This window comes from Pseudomonas sp. WC2401, assembly GCF_041200115.1.
GTDB lineage: Bacteria > Pseudomonadota > Gammaproteobacteria > Pseudomonadales > Pseudomonadaceae > Aquipseudomonas > Aquipseudomonas fragi.
The window spans coordinates 722,976-741,756 of sequence record NZ_CP165623.1 but is presented as its reverse complement, the minus strand read 5'-3'; the positions used below and the strand labels follow the sequence as shown (position 1 = coordinate 741,756).

Annotated in this window: 15 protein-coding genes; 2 read left to right on the top strand and 13 right to left on the bottom strand. The window is 58.5% G+C overall.

Going from position 1 to position 18,781, the window contains the following annotated elements; genetic code table 11:
* Window positions 1-14 precede the first annotated feature (14 nt).
* The 5 genes from AB3G35_RS03230 to phoB all read right to left on the bottom strand — a co-directional run bounded on the left by AB3G35_RS03230 (window position 15) and on the right by phoB (window position 6,990).
* Window positions 15-1,673 (bottom strand): Na/Pi cotransporter family protein, encoded by a 1,659-nt coding sequence (locus AB3G35_RS03230; protein ID WP_016782805.1) that lies wholly within the window; start codon window positions 1,671-1,673, stop codon window positions 15-17.
* Window positions 1,674-1,916: 243 nt separating this feature from the next.
* A complete protein-coding gene (locus AB3G35_RS03225) occupies window positions 1,917-3,224 on the bottom strand; it encodes a CitMHS family transporter (protein WP_016782806.1) in 1,308 nt (435 codons plus the stop codon).
* 266 nt (window positions 3,225-3,490) lie between these two features.
* Window positions 3,491-4,831: a hemolysin family protein gene (locus tag AB3G35_RS03220; RefSeq protein WP_016782807.1), complete on the bottom strand. Its 1,341-nt coding sequence runs from the start codon at window positions 4,829-4,831 to the stop codon at window positions 3,491-3,493.
* A gap of 99 nt (window positions 4,832-4,930) precedes the next feature.
* Window positions 4,931-6,253 (bottom strand): phosphate regulon sensor histidine kinase PhoR, encoded by a 1,323-nt coding sequence (phoR, locus tag AB3G35_RS03215; protein WP_016782808.1) that lies wholly within the window; start codon window positions 6,251-6,253, stop codon window positions 4,931-4,933.
* A gap of 44 nt (window positions 6,254-6,297) precedes the next feature.
* Window positions 6,298-6,990, bottom strand: coding sequence for a phosphate regulon transcriptional regulator PhoB (phoB, locus tag AB3G35_RS03210; protein WP_016782809.1), 693 nt, complete (start codon window positions 6,988-6,990; stop codon window positions 6,298-6,300).
* Between the two features lie 152 nt (window positions 6,991-7,142).
* Between phoB and AB3G35_RS03205 the strand changes: the two genes are divergently transcribed.
* Window positions 7,143-7,523 carry a hypothetical protein gene (locus AB3G35_RS03205; protein WP_016782810.1) on the top strand — a complete coding sequence of 127 codons (381 nt, stop codon included), beginning with the start codon at window positions 7,143-7,145 and terminating at the stop codon, window positions 7,521-7,523.
* Window positions 7,524-7,774: 251 nt separating this feature from the next.
* Here AB3G35_RS03205 and AB3G35_RS03200 read toward each other — a convergent pair whose 3' ends face one another.
* The 8 genes from AB3G35_RS03200 to AB3G35_RS03165 all read right to left on the bottom strand — a co-directional run bounded on the left by AB3G35_RS03200 (window position 7,775) and on the right by AB3G35_RS03165 (window position 17,017).
* Window positions 7,775-8,665 (bottom strand): ABC transporter permease subunit, encoded by an 891-nt coding sequence (locus AB3G35_RS03200; protein ID WP_016782811.1) that lies wholly within the window; start codon window positions 8,663-8,665, stop codon window positions 7,775-7,777.
* Window positions 8,662-9,582 (bottom strand): ABC transporter permease subunit, encoded by a 921-nt coding sequence (locus tag AB3G35_RS03195; RefSeq protein ID WP_029611643.1) that lies wholly within the window; start codon window positions 9,580-9,582, stop codon window positions 8,662-8,664. The genes AB3G35_RS03200 and AB3G35_RS03195 overlap by 4 nt, the downstream gene beginning before the upstream one ends.
* Complete coding sequence (gene potA, locus AB3G35_RS03190; protein WP_016782813.1) at window positions 9,579-10,721, bottom strand: polyamine ABC transporter ATP-binding protein; 1,143 nt, start codon at window positions 10,719-10,721, stop codon at window positions 9,579-9,581. Before potA ends, AB3G35_RS03195 begins: the two co-directional genes overlap by 4 nt.
* Window positions 10,722-10,790: 69 nt before the next feature.
* Window positions 10,791-11,885, bottom strand: a complete 1,095-nt coding sequence (locus tag AB3G35_RS03185; protein ID WP_029611644.1) for a polyamine ABC transporter substrate-binding protein — start codon at window positions 11,883-11,885, stop codon at window positions 10,791-10,793.
* 237 nt (window positions 11,886-12,122) lie between these two features.
* Complete coding sequence (locus AB3G35_RS03180; protein WP_016782815.1) at window positions 12,123-13,235, bottom strand: polyamine ABC transporter substrate-binding protein; 1,113 nt, start codon at window positions 13,233-13,235, stop codon at window positions 12,123-12,125.
* Between the two features lie 184 nt (window positions 13,236-13,419).
* Window positions 13,420-14,784, bottom strand: coding sequence for an aspartate aminotransferase family protein (locus AB3G35_RS03175; RefSeq protein ID WP_083369701.1), 1,365 nt, complete (start codon window positions 14,782-14,784; stop codon window positions 13,420-13,422).
* Between the two features lie 61 nt (window positions 14,785-14,845).
* The gene (locus tag AB3G35_RS03170; RefSeq protein WP_016782817.1) at window positions 14,846-16,204 is read right to left on the bottom strand and encodes a glutamine synthetase family protein; all 1,359 of its coding nucleotides are present in this window, start codon (window positions 16,202-16,204) and stop codon (window positions 14,846-14,848) included.
* A 36-nt stretch (window positions 16,205-16,240) separates the two neighbouring features.
* Complete coding sequence (locus AB3G35_RS03165; RefSeq protein WP_083369700.1) at window positions 16,241-17,017, bottom strand: gamma-glutamyl-gamma-aminobutyrate hydrolase family protein; 777 nt, start codon at window positions 17,015-17,017, stop codon at window positions 16,241-16,243.
* Window positions 17,018-17,295: 278 nt separating this feature from the next.
* Here AB3G35_RS03165 and AB3G35_RS03160 point away from each other — a divergent pair, with 278 nt between their 5' ends.
* The gene (locus tag AB3G35_RS03160; RefSeq protein WP_016782819.1) at window positions 17,296-18,672 is read left to right on the top strand and encodes a glutamine synthetase family protein; all 1,377 of its coding nucleotides are present in this window, start codon (window positions 17,296-17,298) and stop codon (window positions 18,670-18,672) included.
* Window positions 18,673-18,781 lie beyond the last annotated feature (109 nt).

Sequence of the window (18,781 nt, the reverse complement as noted above, 5' to 3'; positions counted from 1 at the left end):
CCAACGCACAACGTTCAAGGCGAATGTTGCGTGTCGGCTGCGTCATCCAGCTCCAGGGCTCCGGTTTCAGAGGTCTCCAGCACCACGTAAGCGCTGCCGCAAAACAGCGAGTTGAGGCGTTTCATATCCGCGATCAGCTCCAGGTGCATGGAACTGGTCTCGATACTTTGTGTGACTTTACGCTGCAAGCGACTCACATGGGCGTGGGCCAAACGCCGCTCCTGGGCGCGAAAACGGCGTTTTTCCCGCAGCAACTGGCGGGCGCTTTGCAGGTCGGAGCTGAGAAACACCGTCAGCCCAAGGCGCAGGTTTTCAATCAACTGGGTTTGCAGGCCCACCAGCTCCTCCAGCCCTGTTTCTGAAAACGAGCGGCGCTGCGAGGTTTTCTGCTGCTGGACTTTGCGCAGCATGCGCTCGATCACATCGCTGGCAAGCTTGAGGTTGATCGCCAATTCGATGATTTCGGCCCAGCGTCGACTGTCCTGTTCGCTCAAGTCCTCTCGCGGCATTTGCGCCAGATACAGTTTGACCGCGCTGTAGAGTATTTCGACTTCATCACTCAAGGTGCGCATTTCTTGGGTGATGGCGGTTTGCTTGCCGCGCAGAACGTCGAGCATATTGACCAACATGGTATCGATCAGGTCGCCAATACGCAGGGTTTCGCGCACTGCGTTGGTCAGGGCCAGGCTCGGTGTATCAAGAGCAGCAGGGTCCAGATGGCGCGGTTTGGCGACGCCGTTGGCTTGCTCGCGTTCGGGCAGCAGCCAGGCACAAATACGCGCCATCAGGCCGACTGTGGGCAACATCAGGAAACAGCGGGCGGTGTTGTAGAGCAGGTGAAAGCCGATCACCAGCTCCTGGGCGCTGTAGCTCAGGCTGTCCATCCAGGCCACCAGCGGGTCGAGCACGGGCATGATCAGCAGCAGGCCGATCAGCTTGTACAGCAGGCTGCCCAAGGCCACCTGGCGGCCTGCCGCGTTCTGCATATTGGTACTGAGAAACGCCAGCACGCCGCTGCCGATATTGGCGCCAATCACCAGGCCGATGGCGACATGCAGGCTGATAACACCCGCACCGGCCAGGGTGGCGGTCAGCAGCACGGCCGCCAGGCTGGAGTAGGACACCATTGCGAACAGGGCGCCGACCAGAGCATCGAGCAGGATATCGCCGGTCAACGAAGCAAAAATCACCTTCACGCCCTGGGCATGGGTGATGGGTGTGGCAGCTTCGACGATCAGTTGCAGGGCCAGAATGATCAGGCCCAGGCCAATGCCTACCCGCCCCAATTGCCCGGCGCGGGTTTGCTTGCGGGTCAAAAAGAAAATCACACCCAGGAAAATCAGCAGCGGCGACAGCCACGACAGGTCGAAGGTCAGCACCCGGGCCATCAAGGCGGTCCCGACATCGGCGCCGAGCATGGTGGCCAAGGCAGGGGTCAGTGCCATCAACCCCTGGCCGACAAAGGACGTGACCAGCATGGCCGTGGCGTTGCTGCTTTGCACCATGGCCGTAACCACGATCCCGGCGACAAAGGCGAACATGCGCCGGGAGACGTTTTGCCCGATGACATGGCGCAGGTTGGTACCGTAGACCCGCAGGATGCCGGTTCGGACGATGTGCGTGCCCCAGATGAGCAAGGCCACGGCGGAAAGCAGATTGAGCAGGGTCAGCATGCTGGCTCCCTGTATTGGATGTGTCTAAGGATCAGATAGCTGCGGGCCGTTCCTACAGATGTTTCTTAAGATGTAGTCGGCAAATGAGCAGAGCGCCAGCATCGCATAGCTGGGGGAGGGTTGAAACACTTCTGGACAATGCTGAACCTGTGGGAGCGGGCTTGCCCGCGATGGCTTCGACACGGTTTAACTCAAACACCGCGTCGCTTGCATCGCGAGCAAGCCCGCTCCCACAGGGGGGGGTTACAGCGTGCTGAACACCGGGAACGTCCCCAGCAGCAGCGCCGCAACCATGATGACCAAGCACACCAGGATCGCCCACTTGAGGGTGAAACGCTGGTGGTCGCCAAACTCGATGCCAGCCAGGGCCACCAGCAGGTAGGTAGAAGGCACCAGCGGGCTGAGCAAATGCACCGGCTGGCCCACAATCGAGGCACGGGCCATTTCGGCGGCGGTAATGCCGTAGTGGCTGGCAGCTTCGGCCAATACAGGCAGTACGCCGTAGTAGAACGCATCATTGGACATAAAGAAGGTGAACGGCATGCTCACCAGCGCGGTAATCACTGCCAGATACGGCCCGAGCGCCGGTGGAATCACCGCCAGCAGGCTCTTGGACATGGCATCGACCATGCCGGTGCCCGACAGGATGCCGGTAAAGATACCCGCCGCAAAAATCAGCCCGACCACCGCCAGTACGCTGCCAGCGTGGGCCGCGACGCGGTCTTTTTGCTGCTGCAGGCACGGGTAGTTGACGATCATCGCGATACTGAACGCGACCATAAACAGCACGGGCAAAGGCAGCAGGCCAGCAATGAGCGCAACCATCAGCGCCAGGGTCAACGCACCGTTGAACCAGATCAGTTTTGGTCGACGGGCATCCGGGTACTGGGAAACGCTGATTTCGCTGTGGTCGATTTCGTCACCGTGCAGGTGCAACTCACCCAGGCGCGCACGCTCGCGTTTGCCGTAGAACCACGCGATAACCAGAATCGCCGCGCAGCCTGCGAGCATGGCCGGGATCATCGGCACAAAGATGTCCGACGGGTCGACATGCAGCGCACTCGCCGCGCGGGCGGTCGGGCCGCCCCAGGGTGTCATGTTCATCACGCCACCCGCCAGGATGATCAGGCCGGCCATGATCCGCGGGCTCATGCCAATGCGGCTGTAGAGCGGCAGCATGGCGGCCACGCAAATCATGTAGGTGGTCGCGCCGTCACCATCCAGGGACACCACCAGCGCCAGCACCGCCGTGCCCACCGAGATTTTCAGCGGGTCGCCCTTGACCAGCTTGAGGATCTTGCGCACCGCCGGGTCAAACAGGCCGGAGTCGATCATCAGGGCAAAGTAGAGGATGGCGAACATCAGCATCACCCCGGTCGGGGCCAGCTTGGTGATGCCTTCGAGCATCATCGGGCCGATTTTTGGCGCAAAACCGCCGAAAATGGCAAACAGGATGGGTACCAGAATCAGGGCGATCAGGGCAGATAGGCGCTTGGTCATGATCAGGTACATAAATGTAATGACCATGGCAAAGCCAAGGAAGGTCAGCATAACAGTCACCATTATTGTTGTAGTAAGGCTCTGACCGCGTGTTTTACGCGTGGCAGGCCAACCGGTCTGTTGCCGGTAATGACTCGATGCTAGAGGGGAATACTTTCAGCCAGCTTTCGCTTGTAAAAATTCTTACAGGAGAGGGAGGGGATATTTGCACTACCCATGTGGGAGCGGGCTTGCTCGCGATGGAGTCGACACGGTTCAACGGATGGACCGCATCGTTTGTATCGCGAGCAAGCCCGCTCCCACAGGTTGTGTGGCGGTCAGTCCAGCTTCAGGACCTTGGCCAATACGATTTTCGGGCCTTTCATCTTTTTGATGATGATGCGCAGGCCCTCGACTTCCAGTTGCTCTTCTTCTGCAGGCACCCGCTTGAGGGTGTCGTAGATCAGGCCTGCGACGGTTTCGGCTTCAACGTGGTCCAGGTCTACACCCAGCAGGCGTTCGATCTTGAACAGCGGCGTGTCGCCGCGTACCAGCAGCTTGCCCGGCTGATACGAGAGGATGCCGCGCTCGGCCTTGCGGTGTTCGTCCTGGATATCACCCACCAGCACTTCGAGCACGTCTTCCATCGTCAGGTAACCCACGACCTTGCCGTCAGCCTCTTCAACCAGGGCAAAGTGCGCGCCGCCCTTGCGGAACTGCTCCAGCAACTGGCTCAGCGGCATGTGCCGCGACACGCGCTCCAGCGGCCGGGTCAGTTCTTCAAGGTTGAAGGTTTCGGGCAGGTGATCGAGGTCGGCCAGCTCCAGCAGCAGGTCCTTGATATGCAACAAACCGACAAAGGTGTTGGTGTCAGCATCGTAGACCGGGTAGCGGCTGAACTTGTGGCGACGGAACAGCGCGAGGATTTCCTTGAGCGGGGCCTTGGAGTCCAGGGTCACCAGGTCTTCGCGGGAGTTAGCCCAGTCGACCACTTCCAGCTCGCCCATTTCCACGGCCGACGCCAGCACGCGCATGCCCTGGTCGCTCGGGTCCTGACCACGGCTGGAGTGCAGGATCAGCTTGAGTTCTTCACGGCTGTAGGCGTGATCATGATGGGCACCTGGCTCGCCCTGGCCGGCAATACGCAAGATCGCGTTGGCGCTGGCGTTGAGCAGGTAAATCGCCGGGTACATGGCCCAGTAGAACAGGTACAGCGGCACGGCGGTCCACAGCGACAGGGTCTCGGGCTTGCGGATGGCCCACGACTTGGGTGCCAGCTCACCGACCACGATGTGCAGGTAGGAAATGATAAAGAAGGCGGTAAAGAACGATACGCCCTTGATCACTTCCGGCGATGACACGCCGATGGCGCCCAGCAGCGGCTCCAGGATGTGCGCAAACGCCGGCTCGCCGACCCAGCCCAGGCCCAGCGAGGCCAGGGTAATACCCAGCTGGCAGGCAGACAGGTAGGCGTCGAGCTGATTGTGTACGGTGCGCAGGATTTGCCCGCGCCAGCCGTTGTCTTCGGCAATTGCCTCAACCCGGGTGGAGCGCAATTTGACCATGGCGAATTCAGCCGCAACGAAAAAACCGTTGAGCAGTACCAGGATCAGAGCAAAAAGAATCATGCCGAAGTCGGCGAAGAGTGTCGCGAGGGTCAAGCCAGGGGAAGGGTCCATGATGGAGTTTTACGGGTTCCGTCGTTACAGATAGGGAGATATGACCAAACAATGTAACGGCTGATGTAGCCCTTGCCTAGTGGGAAAGGGCTACAGGGCCTAGTCGACCAGCGACTTTTGCTGAGGTTTTGCCACCTGAACGGGTGGGAAATGGCAGGTGAACGTACTGCCGTGCCCCAACACACTGCTGATCTCCAGCCGCGCACGGTGGCGCAGCAGCACATGCTTGACGATGGCCAGCCCCAGCCCGGTGCCGCCGGTGTTGGCGTTGCGGCTGGAATCGACGCGGTAGAAACGTTCGGTCAGGCGCGGCAAGTGCTTGTTGTCGATCCCCACCCCCGAGTCCTGCACGCTCAGGTGCGCGCCCGCGCTGTCTGCCCACCAGCGAATGCGCACGCTGCCGCCATCGGGGGTGTATTTGACGGCGTTGAACACCAGGTTGGAGAAGGCGCTGCGCAATTCGGCTTCGCTGCCCTTGAGCGCGCAATCGGCTTCGACGTCGAGGGTGATGGTCTGGTTGCGCTGGCCGGACAACGCCTGGGCGTCGCTCTTGATCGAGCGCAGCAAGCTGTCGACGGCCACCGGCTGGTTGTCCGAGGGGTAATCGGTGGCCTCCAGCTTGGCCAGCAGCAGCAGGTCGTTGAGCAGGGTCTGCATGCGCTCGCCCTGTTGTTGCATCTGCGACAGCGGGCGCTTCCAGCGCGGGTTCACGTCGTCGACGTTATCGAGCAGAGTTTCGAGATAACCACATATCACCGTCAACGGCGTTCGCAGTTCGTGGGACACGTTGGCGATAAAGTCTTTGCGCATCTGCTCCAGCTGATGAATACGCGTCACGTCGCGCACCAGCATCAGGTGTTCGTTGTTGCCGTAGCGGGTGATGTAGAGCTGGATGCGCAAGTGATCGTTGACCGGCGAGGGGATATCCAGTGGTTCGCCGTAATTGCCTTGCTCGAAGTATTCCTTGAAGCGCGGGTGGCGCACCAGGTTGGTCACTGGCTGGCCGCTGTCCTGCGGAGTCTTGAGGCCCAACAGGGTCTCTGCGGCGAGGTTCCACCACTCCAGGTTGCCGTCGCTGTCGAGCATGATGACCGCGTCCTTGAGCGCGGCCGTGGACTCCTGCACGCGATCGATCACCGCTTGCAGCCGCCCGCGCACCCGCTGGTCGCGGCGCTGCAGGTGGTAGATGCTGTCGAATACCTCACCCCACAGACCGTAGCCATCGGGCGGCGCTTCGTCGGGTTTGTGCTGACGCAGCCATTCGTGCAGGCGCAGCAACTGCTTGAGAGTCCAGCCCAGGTAGAACGCCAGGCCAATGGCCAGGCTCCAGCCGTAATAACCACTGATGAGGCCGACCACCAGGCAGGCAGCGACCAGAAGCAACAAATGGCGAATCAGAGTGCCATGCCAGTTTTGATTCACGTCGCGCGGGTCCTTGCTTGCCGTTGAGTCAGAAAAAGCCGGTATCAGGCCTTGGTCGAAAACCGGTAACCGGTGCCACGCACGGTTTGTACCAGATTTTCGTAGGCCTCACCGAGGGCTTTGCGCAGGCGACGGATATGCACGTCCACGGTGCGTTCCTCCACATACACATTGCCGCCCCAGACCTGATCGAGCAACTGGCCGCGGGTGTAGGCACGCTCCTGGTGGGTCATGAAGAATTGCAGCAGGCGGTATTCGGTAGGTCCCATTTCGGCCGGGGTGCCGTCGATGGTCACGCGGTGGCTGATGGGGTCGAGCAGCAAGCCGCCGATCTCGATCGGCGATTCAGCATCGGCCGGGCCGGCGCGGCGCAGCACAGCCTTGAGGCGGGCCACCAGTTCACGCGGCGAAAACGGTTTGGTGATGTAGTCATCAGCGCCCACTTCCAGGCCCTGAATCTTGTTGTCCTCCTCACCTTTAGCCGTAAGCATGATGATGGGAATATCACTGGTCAGCTCTTCGCGCTTGAGGCGACGGGCCAGTTCGATGCCCGAAGTGCCGCCGGGCAGCATCCAGTCGAGCAGGATCAGGTCCGGTTTACGGTCCACGATAATGGCATGAGCATCCTGGGCATTATCGGCTTCAAGGCAATCGTAGCCCGCCATTTCCAGGGCCACGGCGATCATCTCGCGAATCGGCGCCTCGTCATCAACGATCAAAATGCTCCTGCCAACCATGCCGTAATCCTCTCGTCATTAAACTGTCTTGTGGCGCATTAGATAACGCAATTATTGCAGTCGTGTGACAGCTTTGGGGATTGGACGCGCGTTAACAGTTGGTGAACTACGCTTTGGATTCAAATCGTACAACCACAAAAAGGACGATTCCGATGACCTCTAGCTCGTTTTCCCTAAAGACATTGCTGTTGGCCGCAGCTTTTGCCTTGCCAGGACTGGCGTATGCGGCTGAACCGGCAATGACCAAGGACGGCATGCTCGTTGACCACAAAGGCATGACGCTCTACACCTTCGCCAAGGATGCGGGCGGCAAATCCATGTGCAATGACAAGTGCGCAGCCAACTGGCCGCCACTGGCCGCCGAGAGCACGGCGATGGACATGGGCAAGTGGACGGCCATCAAGCGCGATGACGGCCATATGCAATGGGCCTACGACGGCAAGCCGCTGTACACCTTCGTGATGGACAAAAAGGCTGGCGACATGACCGGCGACGGCAAGATGGACGGGGCCTGGAAGGTGGCCAAGCCTTAGGACTTCTGTAGCAGTTGACGAGTAGAACGAGGCTACGTCCGGCTGCGCAGCAGTCGTAAAACCAGACACCTGCGGTGTGCCAGTTGGACCCGACCCCGGGCTTCACGGCCGCTACGCAGCCGGACGCAGCCTCGCTCCGCGAGTCAGCTGCTACAAAGAGCCCTTGACCGGCAACCGAGTATCTACAAGGAGTATCCATAAAAAAACCTCGCCTCCCGGTCACGGGGGGCGAGGTTTTTTGTGACGCTGCTTTAAACGGCGCTGGTCGACTGCGGACGACGCACGTCCGGCTGCTTCCAGGACTCGGCCGCCGATTCGTCGATGGCCTGCTGGATCGCCTTTTTGCGGTGTTCTTCAGCACGGCGGCTGAAGAACCACACCATGAAGGTCACCAGCGATACCGCCAGCAAAATCAGGCTGGCCACGGCGTTGATCTCGGGTTTAACCCCCAGACGCACCGCCGAGAACACTTCCATCGGCAGGGTCGTCGACCCCGGGCCCGACACAAAGCTGGCCAGCACCAGGTCATCCAGCGACAGGGCAAAGGACATCATCGCGCCCGCCGCCAAGGACGGCGCAATCATCGGGATGGTGATCAAAAAGAACACCTTCCACGGCTTGGCACCCAGGTCCATTGCCGCTTCTTCGATCGACAGGTCCAGCTCGCGCAGGCGCGACGACACCACCACCGCCACATAGGCCGAGCAGAACGTCGTGTGGGCGATCCAGATGGTCACCAGGCCACGTTCCTGCGGCCAGCCAATCATCTGCGCCATGGCCACGAACAGCAGCAACAGCGACAGACCGGTAATCACCTCGGGCATCACCAGCGGCGCCGTCACCAGGCCGCCAAACAGCGTGCGGCCCTTGAAGCGGCTGATACGGGTCAGCACGAAGGCCGCCAACGTGCCCAGTGCCACCGCAGCAATCGCCGTGTACAGGGCGATTTCCAGCGAGCGCATCACCGAGCCCATCAGTTGCGTGTTGTCCAGCAGGCCCACGTACCACTTCAGCGACCAGCCGCCCCACACCGTCACCAGCTTGGAGGCGTTGAACGAGTAGATCACCAGGATCAGCATCGGCAGGTAGATGAACAACAGCCCCGCGACCAACATGAAGCTAGAAAAACGGAAGCGATTCATATCTTGCCCTCCAGCTCTTTAGCCTGGCTGCGGTTGAACAGAATGATGGGCACGATCAGGATCGCCAGCATGACCACGGCAAGCGCAGACGCTACCGGCCAGTCACGGTTGTTGAAGAACTCTTGCCACAACACTTTACCGATCATCAGGGTTTCCGGGCCGCCGAGCAGTTCAGGGATCACGAACTCGCCCACCACCGGGATAAACACCAGCATGCAGCCGGCGATAATGCCGTTTTTCGACAGCGGCACGGTGATCTTCCAGAAGCTGTTGAACGTGCTCGAACCCAGGTCAGACGCGGCTTCCAGCAGGCTGGTGTCGTGCTTCACAAGGTTGGCGTACAGCGGCAGGATCATAAACGGCAGGTACGAATACACAATGCCGATATACACCGCGATATTGGTGTTGAGGATCTGCAGGGGTTCGCTGATCCAGCCCATCGACATCAAGAAGCCATTGAGCAGGCCGTTATTGCTGAGGATGCCCATCCACGCGTAAACGCGGATCAGGATCGCGGTCCAGGTCGGCATCATGATCAGCAGCACCAGCACGGTCTGCATCTCTTTGCGCGCATTGGCGATGGCATAGGCCATCGGGTAACCGATCAGCAGGCACAGCAGCGTGCTGAAGAACGCCATCTTCAGCGAGCCCAGGTAAGCGGCGATATACAACTCATCGTCACCGAGCATGGCGTAGTTGCCCAGGTTCAGCAGTACCTGAATCTTCTGGTCAACGTAGCTGTAGATCTCGGTGTACGGCGGAATCGCGACGTCCGCTTCGGCGAAGCTGATCTTCAGGACAATGAAGAACGGCAGCATGAAAAACAGAAACAGCCACAGGAATGGAATCCCGATGACCATATGGCGGCCACCGGGGGTTATTCGTTGCAGTCGGCGTTTGAGTTTTCGCATGTTCATGAGCGCAGTACCACGCCGCTGTCGTCTTCCCACCACACGTAGACTTCGTCATCCCAGGTCGGACGCGCGCCACGGCGTTCGGCGTTGGCCACGAACGACTGCACCAGTTTGCCGCTCGGCAGCTCGACGTAGAACACCGAGTGCCCGCCCAGGTAAGCGATGTCATGCACCTTGCCGCGCGACCAGTTGTATTCGCAGGTCGGCTTTTCAGTGGTAACCAGCATTTTTTCCGGGCGAATGGCGTAGGTGGTGTGCTTGTCTTCCACCGAGGTGCTCACGCCGTGACCGACGTAGATGTCGTTCTCCAGCTCCGGGCACTTGATGCGCGCATAGCCTTCAGCGTCATCGACCACTTCGCCGTCGAACAGGTTGACGTTGCCGATAAATTCGCACACCAGGCGGCTGACCGGGGTTTCGTAAATGTCGATCGGGCTGCCGATCTGGGCAATCCAGCCCAAATGCATGATCGCAATACGCTGGGCCATGGTCATGGCCTCTTCCTGGTCGTGAGTCACCATCACGCAGGTCACGCCCACGCGCTCGATGATTTCCACCAGTTCGAGCTGCATTTGCGAACGCAGTTTTTTATCCAGCGCGCCCATCGGCTCATCGAGCAGCAGCAGTTTCGGGCGCTTGGCCAGCGAACGGGCCAGGGCCACACGCTGACGCTGACCACCGGACAACTGATGGGGTTTGCGCTTGGCGTACTGGCTCATATGAACCAGCTTGAGCATCTCGCCCACGCGGGCATCGATCTCGGCATTGGACATTTTGTCCTGCTTGAGGCCGAAGGCGATGTTTTGCGCCACCGTCATATGCGGGAACAGGGCATAGGACTGGAACATCATGTTGATCGGCCGCTCGTAAGGCGGCATATCCGTAATGTCCACGCCATCGAGGAAAATACGGCCCTCAGTCGGGCGCTCGAAACCGGCGAGCATGCGCAGCAAGGTGGACTTGCCCGATCCCGATCCGCCGAGCAGGGCGAAGATTTCGCCCTTGTTGATTTCCAGGGACACATCGTCCACCGCAATCGTCTCGTCGAATTTCTTCGTGACCCGGTCGATTTTGACCAGCACCTGCTTGGGTGTCTGGTCGCCCTCGAGGGCTTTCTTATAGGCGCCGGAGGCAACAGCCATTACGTAACTCCCAACAAATTTAGCAGCCCGGCCTTGATGGTCGGGCCTTGGATAGGTGGTCTTGCGAGATTACTTGCCCGTTTTGACCTTGGTCCATGTACGCGTCATCAGACGCTGGATCTTGGGGGGCAACTCGGTTGAGACGTATGTCTTGTCCAGCACCGCCTGGGTTGGGTAAACCGCTTCGTCGGTACGAATGGACTCATCCATCACCTTGTCGGCCGCCGGGTTAGGGTTGGCATAGCCGACATAGTCACTGACCTGAGCGATCACTTCAGGCTTAAGCAGGTAGTTGATGAACGTGTGGGCCTCCTTGACGTTGCTGGAATCCTTGGGGATGGCCAGCATGTCAAACCACAGGGCGCCGCCCTCCTTGGGCACGATATAGGCGATATTCACGCCTTTTTTTGCATCCTCGGCACGCGCCTTGGCCTGGAACACATCACCGGAAAAGCCAATCGCAACGCAGATGTTGCCGTTGGCCAGGTCGGAAATGTATTTGGAAGAGTGGAAGTAGGTAACGTATGGACGCACCGACATCAGGACTTCTTCAGCTTTCTTGTAGTCCTTTGGGTTGGTGCTGTTGGCATCCAGACCCAGGTAGTTAAGGACAGTAGGCAGCATCTCGTCAGCCGAATCCAGGAAGGCCACACCGCATTTGGTCAGCTTCTTCATGTTCTCGGGTTTGAATACGGCATCCCAGGAGTCGATGCTGTCGACACCCAGTACTTCTTTGACTTTATCGACGTTGTAGCCAATCCCGTTGGTGCCCCACAGGTACGGCACGGCGTACTGGTTGCCCGGATCGTTGGCCTGCAGGCGCTTGAGCAGGGCAGGGTCGAGGTTGGAATAGTTCGGCAGTTGCGAAAGGTCGAGTTTCTGGAACGCACCCGCCTTGATCTGCTTGCCCAGGAAGTGGTTAGACGGAACGACCACGTCATAACCGGTACGCCCGGCCAGCAGTTTGCCTTCCAGGGTTTCGTTGGAATCGAAAACGTCATAGATCGGCTTGATGCCGGTCGCGGCTTCAAAATCAGCCAGCGTGTTCGGCGCAATGTAGTCCGACCAGTTGTAAATATGCACCGTGGGCGCCGCTTGTACGCTGACGGCAAGCGTCAAACCAGCTCCGACCAGCAAGGTCTTGCGAAACAGAGATATAGACACGTGATGGTCCTCTAAATAGTTGGGCCTGAGTTGCCCGCGTCATACGGCAGTCGAACCGCCAAAGACAAAACCGGCGCGCAACTTACCCTCGATAAACCTGCACAGCAAAGTTTTCCGCGAATAATTGCCCTAACACCTTGTTTTTCCGACCATTGCGCCGGTTTTTGTGAAACCGGAAGGCATGAGCCCTCCGGTCTCAATCGCAGCCTGCGGCAGCGGCTACAAGGGGCGGGGCCGTTATTTACCAGACTTGATTTTGGTCCAGCTGCGCGTCAACAACCGCAGGGTGGTCGGCGGCAAATCGCTGATGGCGTACAACTTGGCCTTCACTTCATCGGACGGGTAAATGCTCGGGTCACCCGAGATATCTTTATTCACCAGCGGCGTTGCAGCCTTGTTACCGTTGGGGAAGCGCACGCTGTTGGTGATTTCGGCCATCACTTCAGGCTGCATCAGATAATTCATCCAGGCATAGGCAGCGTCGACGTTCTCTGCATCCTTGGGAATGGCGACCATGTCGTAGAAGCTGCCGGCACCTTCTTTAGGGATCACGTACTTGAGCTTGACCTTGTCACCGGCCTCTTTGGCGCGGGAAATGGACTGTTCAAGGTCACCCGAGTAACCCACGGCCACGCAGATGTTGCCGTTGGCCAGGTCGGAGATGTACTTGGAGGAGTGGAAGTAACCCACCGACGGGCGAATCTTCAGGAACAAGGCTTCGGCTTCAGCCAGTTGTTTCTTGTCTTGCGAATCGGTCGGGTAGCCCAGGTAGTGCAGGGCGGCCGGGATCATTTCGGTCGGCGAGTCGAGGAAGCTTATGCCGCAGCTCTTGAGCTTGGCAGCGTTCTCCGGCTTGAACAGCACGTCCCAGGAATCGATGGTATCGACGCCCAGCGCGGCCTTGACCTTCTCCGGGTTGTAACCGATGCCGATAGTGCCCCACATGTACGGGAAGGCATGTTTGTTGTCTTTGTCGCTGGCATCGCCAACGGCCTTGAGCAACGCCGGGTCGAGGTTTTTCCAGTTAGGCAGCTTGGACTTGTCCAGCTCTTGGTAAACCCCGGCCTTGATCTGCTTGGCCAGGAAATTGTTGGAAGGCACGACGATGTCGTAGCCGGACTTGCCCGCCAGCAGCTTGGCCTCAAGGGTCTCGTTGCTGTCGAACACGTCGTAGACCACCTTGATACCGGTCTGGTCTTCGAATTTTTTAACGGTGTCAGGTGCGATGTAATCGGACCAGTTGTAGATGTGCAGCACTTTATCTGCTGCTTGAGCTGCCCCGGCCATCACACCCATCAAGGAGAGGGCGAGAAGGGTCTTGCCAGCTTTTTTAAAACCTGATGCCTTCATCTGTAATGCTCCAATTGTTCTTTTAAACCACCGATTCAGCGACCTGATCTCAAGGTGACTAAAGCCGGCGGCTAGTCTGGCAAGATCCGGGGCAGGCTTTCAAGGGAAGAGCCTTGATTCTTAAGGCTTCGAGCGCAATTACCTACATCAAGACTGCAGTTCTCTTGCGCTAAAAGCCTAGCAGTTAACCTTGCAAAGTTTCCAAGGTCAGATCCAGGCACTTACGCGCCTTGGCCACCAGCTCGTCGATCTCGTCTTTGCTGATCACCAAGGGTGGCGAAATGATCATGGTGTCACCTACTGCGCGCATGATCAGACCGTTATCAAAACAGAACTGCCGGCAGATCATGCCGACACCACGGCCTTCATAACGCTTGCGCGTGGCTTTGTCCTGTACCAGTTCAATGGCACCCAGCATGCCCACACCGCGCACTTCGCCCACCAACGGGTGATCGTTCAGTTCACGCAGACGCTTTTGCAAATACGGTGCCGTTTCGGCGTGGACCTTCTCGACAATTTTTTCTTCGCGCAGGATGCGGATGTTTTCCAGCGCCACGGCGGCGGCTACCGGGTGACCCGAGTAGGTGAAACCGTGGTTGAAATCGCCGCCTTCATTCAGCACCGCCACCACCTCGTCGCGCACGATCAGGCCGCCCATCGGGATATAGCCCGAGGTCAAGCCCTTGGCGATGGTCATCATGTCCGGCTTGAGGCCGTAGAAATCGCTACCGAACCACTCACCGGTGCGACCAAAACCACAAATCACTTCATCGGCCACAAACAGGATGTCGTACTTGGCCAGGATTTCCTTGATGCGCGGCCAGTAGGTAGCGGGCGGCACAATCACGCCGCCTGCGCCCTGGATCGGCTCGGCAATAAAGGCACCGACATTGTCGACGCCCAGTTCGAGGATTTTTTCTTCCAGCTGGTTGGCCGCCCAGATGCCGAACTCTTCCGGGGACATGTCGCCACCCTCACCGAACCAGTACGGCTGCGGGATGTGGGTAATGCCCGGGATCGGCAAGTCGCCCTGTTCGTGCATATAGGTCATGCCGCCCAGGCTGGCGCCGGCCACGGTGGAGCCGTGGTAGCCGTTCTTGCGGCTGATGATGGTCTTTTTATTGGGCTGGCCCTTGATCGCCCAGTAATGGCGAACCATGCGCAGCATGGTGTCGTTGCCTTCAGAGCCTGAGCCGGTGAAGAACACATGGTTCATGCCTTCAGGCGCGATCTCGGCGATGGCTTTGGACAGTTCAAGCACCGGCGGGTGGGCGGTCATGAAAAACAGGTTGTAGTACGGCAGTTCACGCATTTGCTTGCTGGCCGCTTCAGCCAGCTCGTCACGGCCATAGCCAATGGCAACACACCACAGGCCGGCCATGCCGTCGAGAATCTTGTGGCCTTCGCTGTCCCACAGGTACACGCCCTTGGCGTGAGTGATGATGCGTGGGCCGACTTCTTTCAACTGTTTGAAGTCACTGAACGGTGCCAGGTGGTGATCGTTGCTCAGTTGTTGCCATTCGAGGGTTTGCGGGTTCTTGTTGGTCATACGGCTCTCCTTTAGTCAGTAGAGGAGGGGCGGCGCCTTCCTGGCTCGCCCCTCCAGCGTGTCAGACGGCGAACAGCAGGAATTCCCGCTCCCACGAACTGATGACGCGCTTGAAGTTTTCATGCTCGGCACGTTTGACGGCCACGTAACCGGTGATGAACTTGGTGCCCAGGTACTTCTCGACCGTCTTGCTGTTTTCCATGCGCTCCAGGGCGTCTTCGATGGTCAACGGCAAGCGCAGGTTGCGCCGCTCATAACCGCGGCCCACCACCGGTGCGCTCGGGTTGATGCCTTCAACCATGCCGATATAGCCACACAGCAGGCTGGCGGCAATCGCCAGGTACGGGTTGGCATCGGCGCCCGGCAGGCGGTTCTCGACACGACGGTTTTGCGGCCCGGCATCCGGTACACGCAAGCCCACGGTGCGGTTCTCCTCGCCCCACTCCACGTTCACCGGTGCCGAGGTATCAGGCAAGAACCGGCGGAACGAGTTCACGTTTGGCGCGAACAGCGGCAACAGCTCTGGAATGAACTTCTGCAAGCCGCCGATATGGTTGAGGAACAGCTGGCTCATGCTGCCATCGTCATTGGAGAACACGTTCTTGCCGGTCTCGATGTCGATGATGCTCTGATGCAGGTGCATGGCGCTGCCCGGCTCGCCGGTCATGGGCTTGGCCATGAAGGTGGCGGCCACATCGTGCTTGAGCGCGGCTTCGCGCATGGTGCGCTTGAACACCAGGATCTGGTCGGCCAGCGACAGGGCGTCACCGTGACGGAAGTTGATTTCCATCTGCGCCGTGCCGTCTTCGTGGATCAGCGTGTCCAGATCCAGCTCCTGCAGCTCGCACCAGTCGTAGACGTCCTCGAACAGCGGGTCGAATTCGTTGGCCGCTTCAATGGAGAAGGACTGACGACCGGTTTCCGGGCGACCGGAGCGGCCTACGGGTGGCTGCAACGGGTAATCCGGGTCGTCACTGCGCTTGGTCAGGTAAAACTCCATCTCCGGCGCCACGATCGGCTGCCAGCCGTGGTCGGCGTAGAGCTTGAGCACCTTTTTAAGCACGTTGCGCGGCGACAGCTCGATCGGGTTGCCCTGCTTGTCGTAGGTGTCGTGGATCACCTGAGCGGTTGGCTCAATCGCCCACGGCACCACAAATACTGCGTTCTGGTCGGGACGGCAGACCATATCGATGTCTGCCGGATCGAGGAGTTCGTAATAGATGTCGTCTTCGACATAGTCGCCCGTTACGGTTTGCAGCAATACGCTCTCGGGCAGGCGCATGCCTTTTTCGGCAATGAACTTGTTGGTCGGCGAAATCTTGCCGCGAGTAATCCCGGTAAGGTCGGCGATCATGCATTCGACTTCTGTGATCTTGTGGTCTTTCAACCAATCGGTGAGCTGGTCGAGGTTGTTACTCATAAATGCCTCTGGGCTGAGTGTCCTGAATTGAATAAGTCAGGCGTTTACTGACGCGTCTGCGTCGCGTTGTGTTGCGCGCCGTCTGCAGGCATCGCCAAATGCCTGGAAGATGGCGAGGTAAATCGGGTTAGAGCTTACCTGCCATTCGGGGTGCCACTGAACCGCCAAAGCAAAAGCCTTGCCGTCTTTGACCGACACGGCTTCGACCAGGCCGTCCGGAGCAATGGCTTCTGCGCGTAAACCGGGGGCCAGCTGATCAACGCCCTGGGTGTGAATCGAATTGACCTCGAACTCCGCTGGCAAGCCCAGGCCGGCCAATACGCCGCCAGGCTGGACGCGCATGGCGTGGCTGGGTGCGTATTGCACTTCAACAGGCGCGCTGGGGTCTTCGCGGTGCTCGATATAGCCTTCGACTTCGTGCAATTTCTGGTGAAGTGAGCCACCCAGAGCTACATTCAATTCCTGAAAGCCGCGGCAAATGCCAAGCACCGGAACGCCCGCTGCCAATGCAGCACGAATCAGGGGAAGGGTCGTGCGATCACGGTCGGGATCATGCAGCGTGCCTGGCGCGCTGGCGGGACCGTGATACAAATGGGGTTCTATATTGGAAGGTGACCCGGTAAAGAGCAGGCCGTCCAGACCGTCAAGAATATCGGTCGGATCAATCAGTTCCGCCAATGACGGAATGATCAGAGGCAAGCCTTTGGCGGCCACCGCAACAGCCCGCACATACTTATCGCCAGTGATGTGATAAGGGTGCAAACCGATCTGCTTGGTGCAGGCGGTGACGCCGATTAACGGCAGGCGTGACATGTAACACCCCGGTATTATTGCTGTTATGGGTTTGAATCGAGCTTAGCCTTGTTCATTTTTTTACACAACACCCCCGTAAAAAATACAACACGGCCCGCTCAAGCCTGCGGGCGGCACGATTTAAAAAGGGTTAATGGCGCCCTAAAAAGCGTCAAAAATGGCCTTTCTGCGCTTTTTGAGGGCAAAAAACAGGCTGCTTGACTTCGGTATGCCGTTCGGGTTGACTGAATCCCGTAGCGCTCAATGATTGATATTTTTAACAACAAAGGTGTTGCATCATGTCGGTACCCCCGCGTGCCGTTCAGCTTAATGAAGCGAACGCGTTCCTTAAGGATCATCCTGAGGTTCTGTACGTAGACCTTCTCATTGCGGATATGAATGGTGTGGTGCGCGGCAAGCGCATCGAACGCACCAGCCTCCACAAGGTTTACGAGAAAGGCATCAACCTGCCTGCCTCTCTATTTGCTCTGGATATCAATGGCTCAACGGTGGAAAGCACCGGCCTGGGTCTGGATATCGGTGACGCAGACAGAATCTGTTATCCAATCCCCGACACCCTGTGCAACGAACCCTGGCAAAAGCGCCCAACCGCGCAACTGCTGATGACGATGCACGAACTTGAAGGTGAACCTTTTTTCGCCGACCCGCGCGAAGTACTGCGTCAAGTTGTTACCAAATTTGACGATCTGGGACTGACCATTTGTGCCGCTTTCGAGCTGGAGTTCTACCTGATCGACCAGGAGAACGTTAACGGTCGCCCACAGCCTCCACGTTCGCCGATCTCCGGCAAACGCCCGCATTCGACTCAGGTTTACCTGATCGACGACCTCGATGAATACGTCGACTGCCTCCAGGACATTCTGGAAGGTGCCAAAGAGCAAGGCATCCCGGCTGACGCCATCGTCAAAGAAAGTGCCCCGGCGCAGTTCGAAGTGAACCTGCACCACGTTGCCGACCCCATCAAGGCCTGCGACTACGCGGTACTGCTCAAGCGTCTGATCAAAAACATCGCCTACGACCATGAGATGGACACCACGTTCATGGCCAAGCCTTACCCGGGCCAGGCGGGCAACGGACTACACGTTCATATTTCGATTCTGGACAAAGAAGGCAAAAATATTTTTGCCAGCGAGGATCCCGAGCAGAACGCCGCATTGCGTCACGCGATCGGCGGTGTGCTGGAGACCCTACCGGCTCAGATGGCGTTCCTTTGCCCTAACGTGAACTCCTACCGTCGTTTCGGCGCACAGTTCTATGTGCCCAACTCGCCGTGCTGGGGCCTGGACAACCGTACTGTGGCCATTCGCGTACCGACCGGTTCGGCCGATTCAGTGCGTATCGAACACCGGGTTGCCGGTGCCGATGCCAACCCGTACCTGTTGATGGCCTCTGTACTGGCCGGCGTGCACCACGGTCTGACCAACAAGATCGAACCGGGCGCACCCGTTGAAGGCAACAGCTACGAGCAAAACGAGCAAAGCCTGCCAAACAACCTGCGCGATGCCTTGCGCGAGCTGGATGACAGCGAAGTAATGGCCAAATATATCGACCCGAAATACATCGATATTTTTGTCGCCTGCAAAGAGAGCGAGCTGGAAGAGTTTGAACACTCCATCTCCGACCTCGAATACAACTGGTACCTGCATACCGTGTAAGCGCTTGCAGCCCAAAAAAACGCCGCCGGCCTTGCAGCCTGCGGCGTTTTTATTCATGGCGATAATCCATCAAACCAAGCGTTCTTATCGCTCGCAAACGTAAGAAAAT

Excerpts from the sequence above, each read along its gene's own strand:
- AB3G35_RS03230 (WP_016782805.1), bottom strand. The coding sequence starts at position 1,673 with ATGCTGACCCTGCTCAATCTGCTTTCCGCCGTGGCCTTGCTCATCTGG.
- AB3G35_RS03225 (WP_016782806.1), bottom strand. The coding sequence starts at position 3,224 with ATGCTGACCTTCCTTGGCTTTGCCATGGTCATTACATTTATGTACCTG.
- AB3G35_RS03220 (WP_016782807.1), bottom strand. The coding sequence starts at position 4,831 with ATGGACCCTTCCCCTGGCTTGACCCTCGCGACACTCTTCGCCGACTTC.
- phoB (WP_016782809.1), bottom strand. The coding sequence starts at position 6,990 with ATGGTTGGCAGGAGCATTTTGATCGTTGATGACGAGGCGCCGATTCGC.
- AB3G35_RS03205 (WP_016782810.1), top strand. The coding sequence starts at position 7,143 with ATGACCTCTAGCTCGTTTTCCCTAAAGACATTGCTGTTGGCCGCAGCT.
- AB3G35_RS03200 (WP_016782811.1), bottom strand. The coding sequence starts at position 8,665 with ATGAATCGCTTCCGTTTTTCTAGCTTCATGTTGGTCGCGGGGCTGTTG.
- AB3G35_RS03195 (WP_029611643.1), bottom strand. The coding sequence starts at position 9,582 with ATGAACATGCGAAAACTCAAACGCCGACTGCAACGAATAACCCCCGGT.
- potA (WP_016782813.1), bottom strand. The coding sequence starts at position 10,721 with ATGGCTGTTGCCTCCGGCGCCTATAAGAAAGCCCTCGAGGGCGACCAG.
- AB3G35_RS03180 (WP_016782815.1), bottom strand. The coding sequence starts at position 13,235 with ATGAAGGCATCAGGTTTTAAAAAAGCTGGCAAGACCCTTCTCGCCCTC.
- AB3G35_RS03175 (WP_083369701.1), bottom strand. The coding sequence starts at position 14,784 with ATGACCAACAAGAACCCGCAAACCCTCGAATGGCAACAACTGAGCAAC.
- AB3G35_RS03170 (WP_016782817.1), bottom strand. The coding sequence starts at position 16,204 with ATGAGTAACAACCTCGACCAGCTCACCGATTGGTTGAAAGACCACAAG.
- AB3G35_RS03165 (WP_083369700.1), bottom strand. The coding sequence starts at position 17,017 with ATGTCACGCCTGCCGTTAATCGGCGTCACCGCCTGCACCAAGCAGATC.
- AB3G35_RS03160 (WP_016782819.1), top strand. The coding sequence starts at position 17,296 with ATGTCGGTACCCCCGCGTGCCGTTCAGCTTAATGAAGCGAACGCGTTC.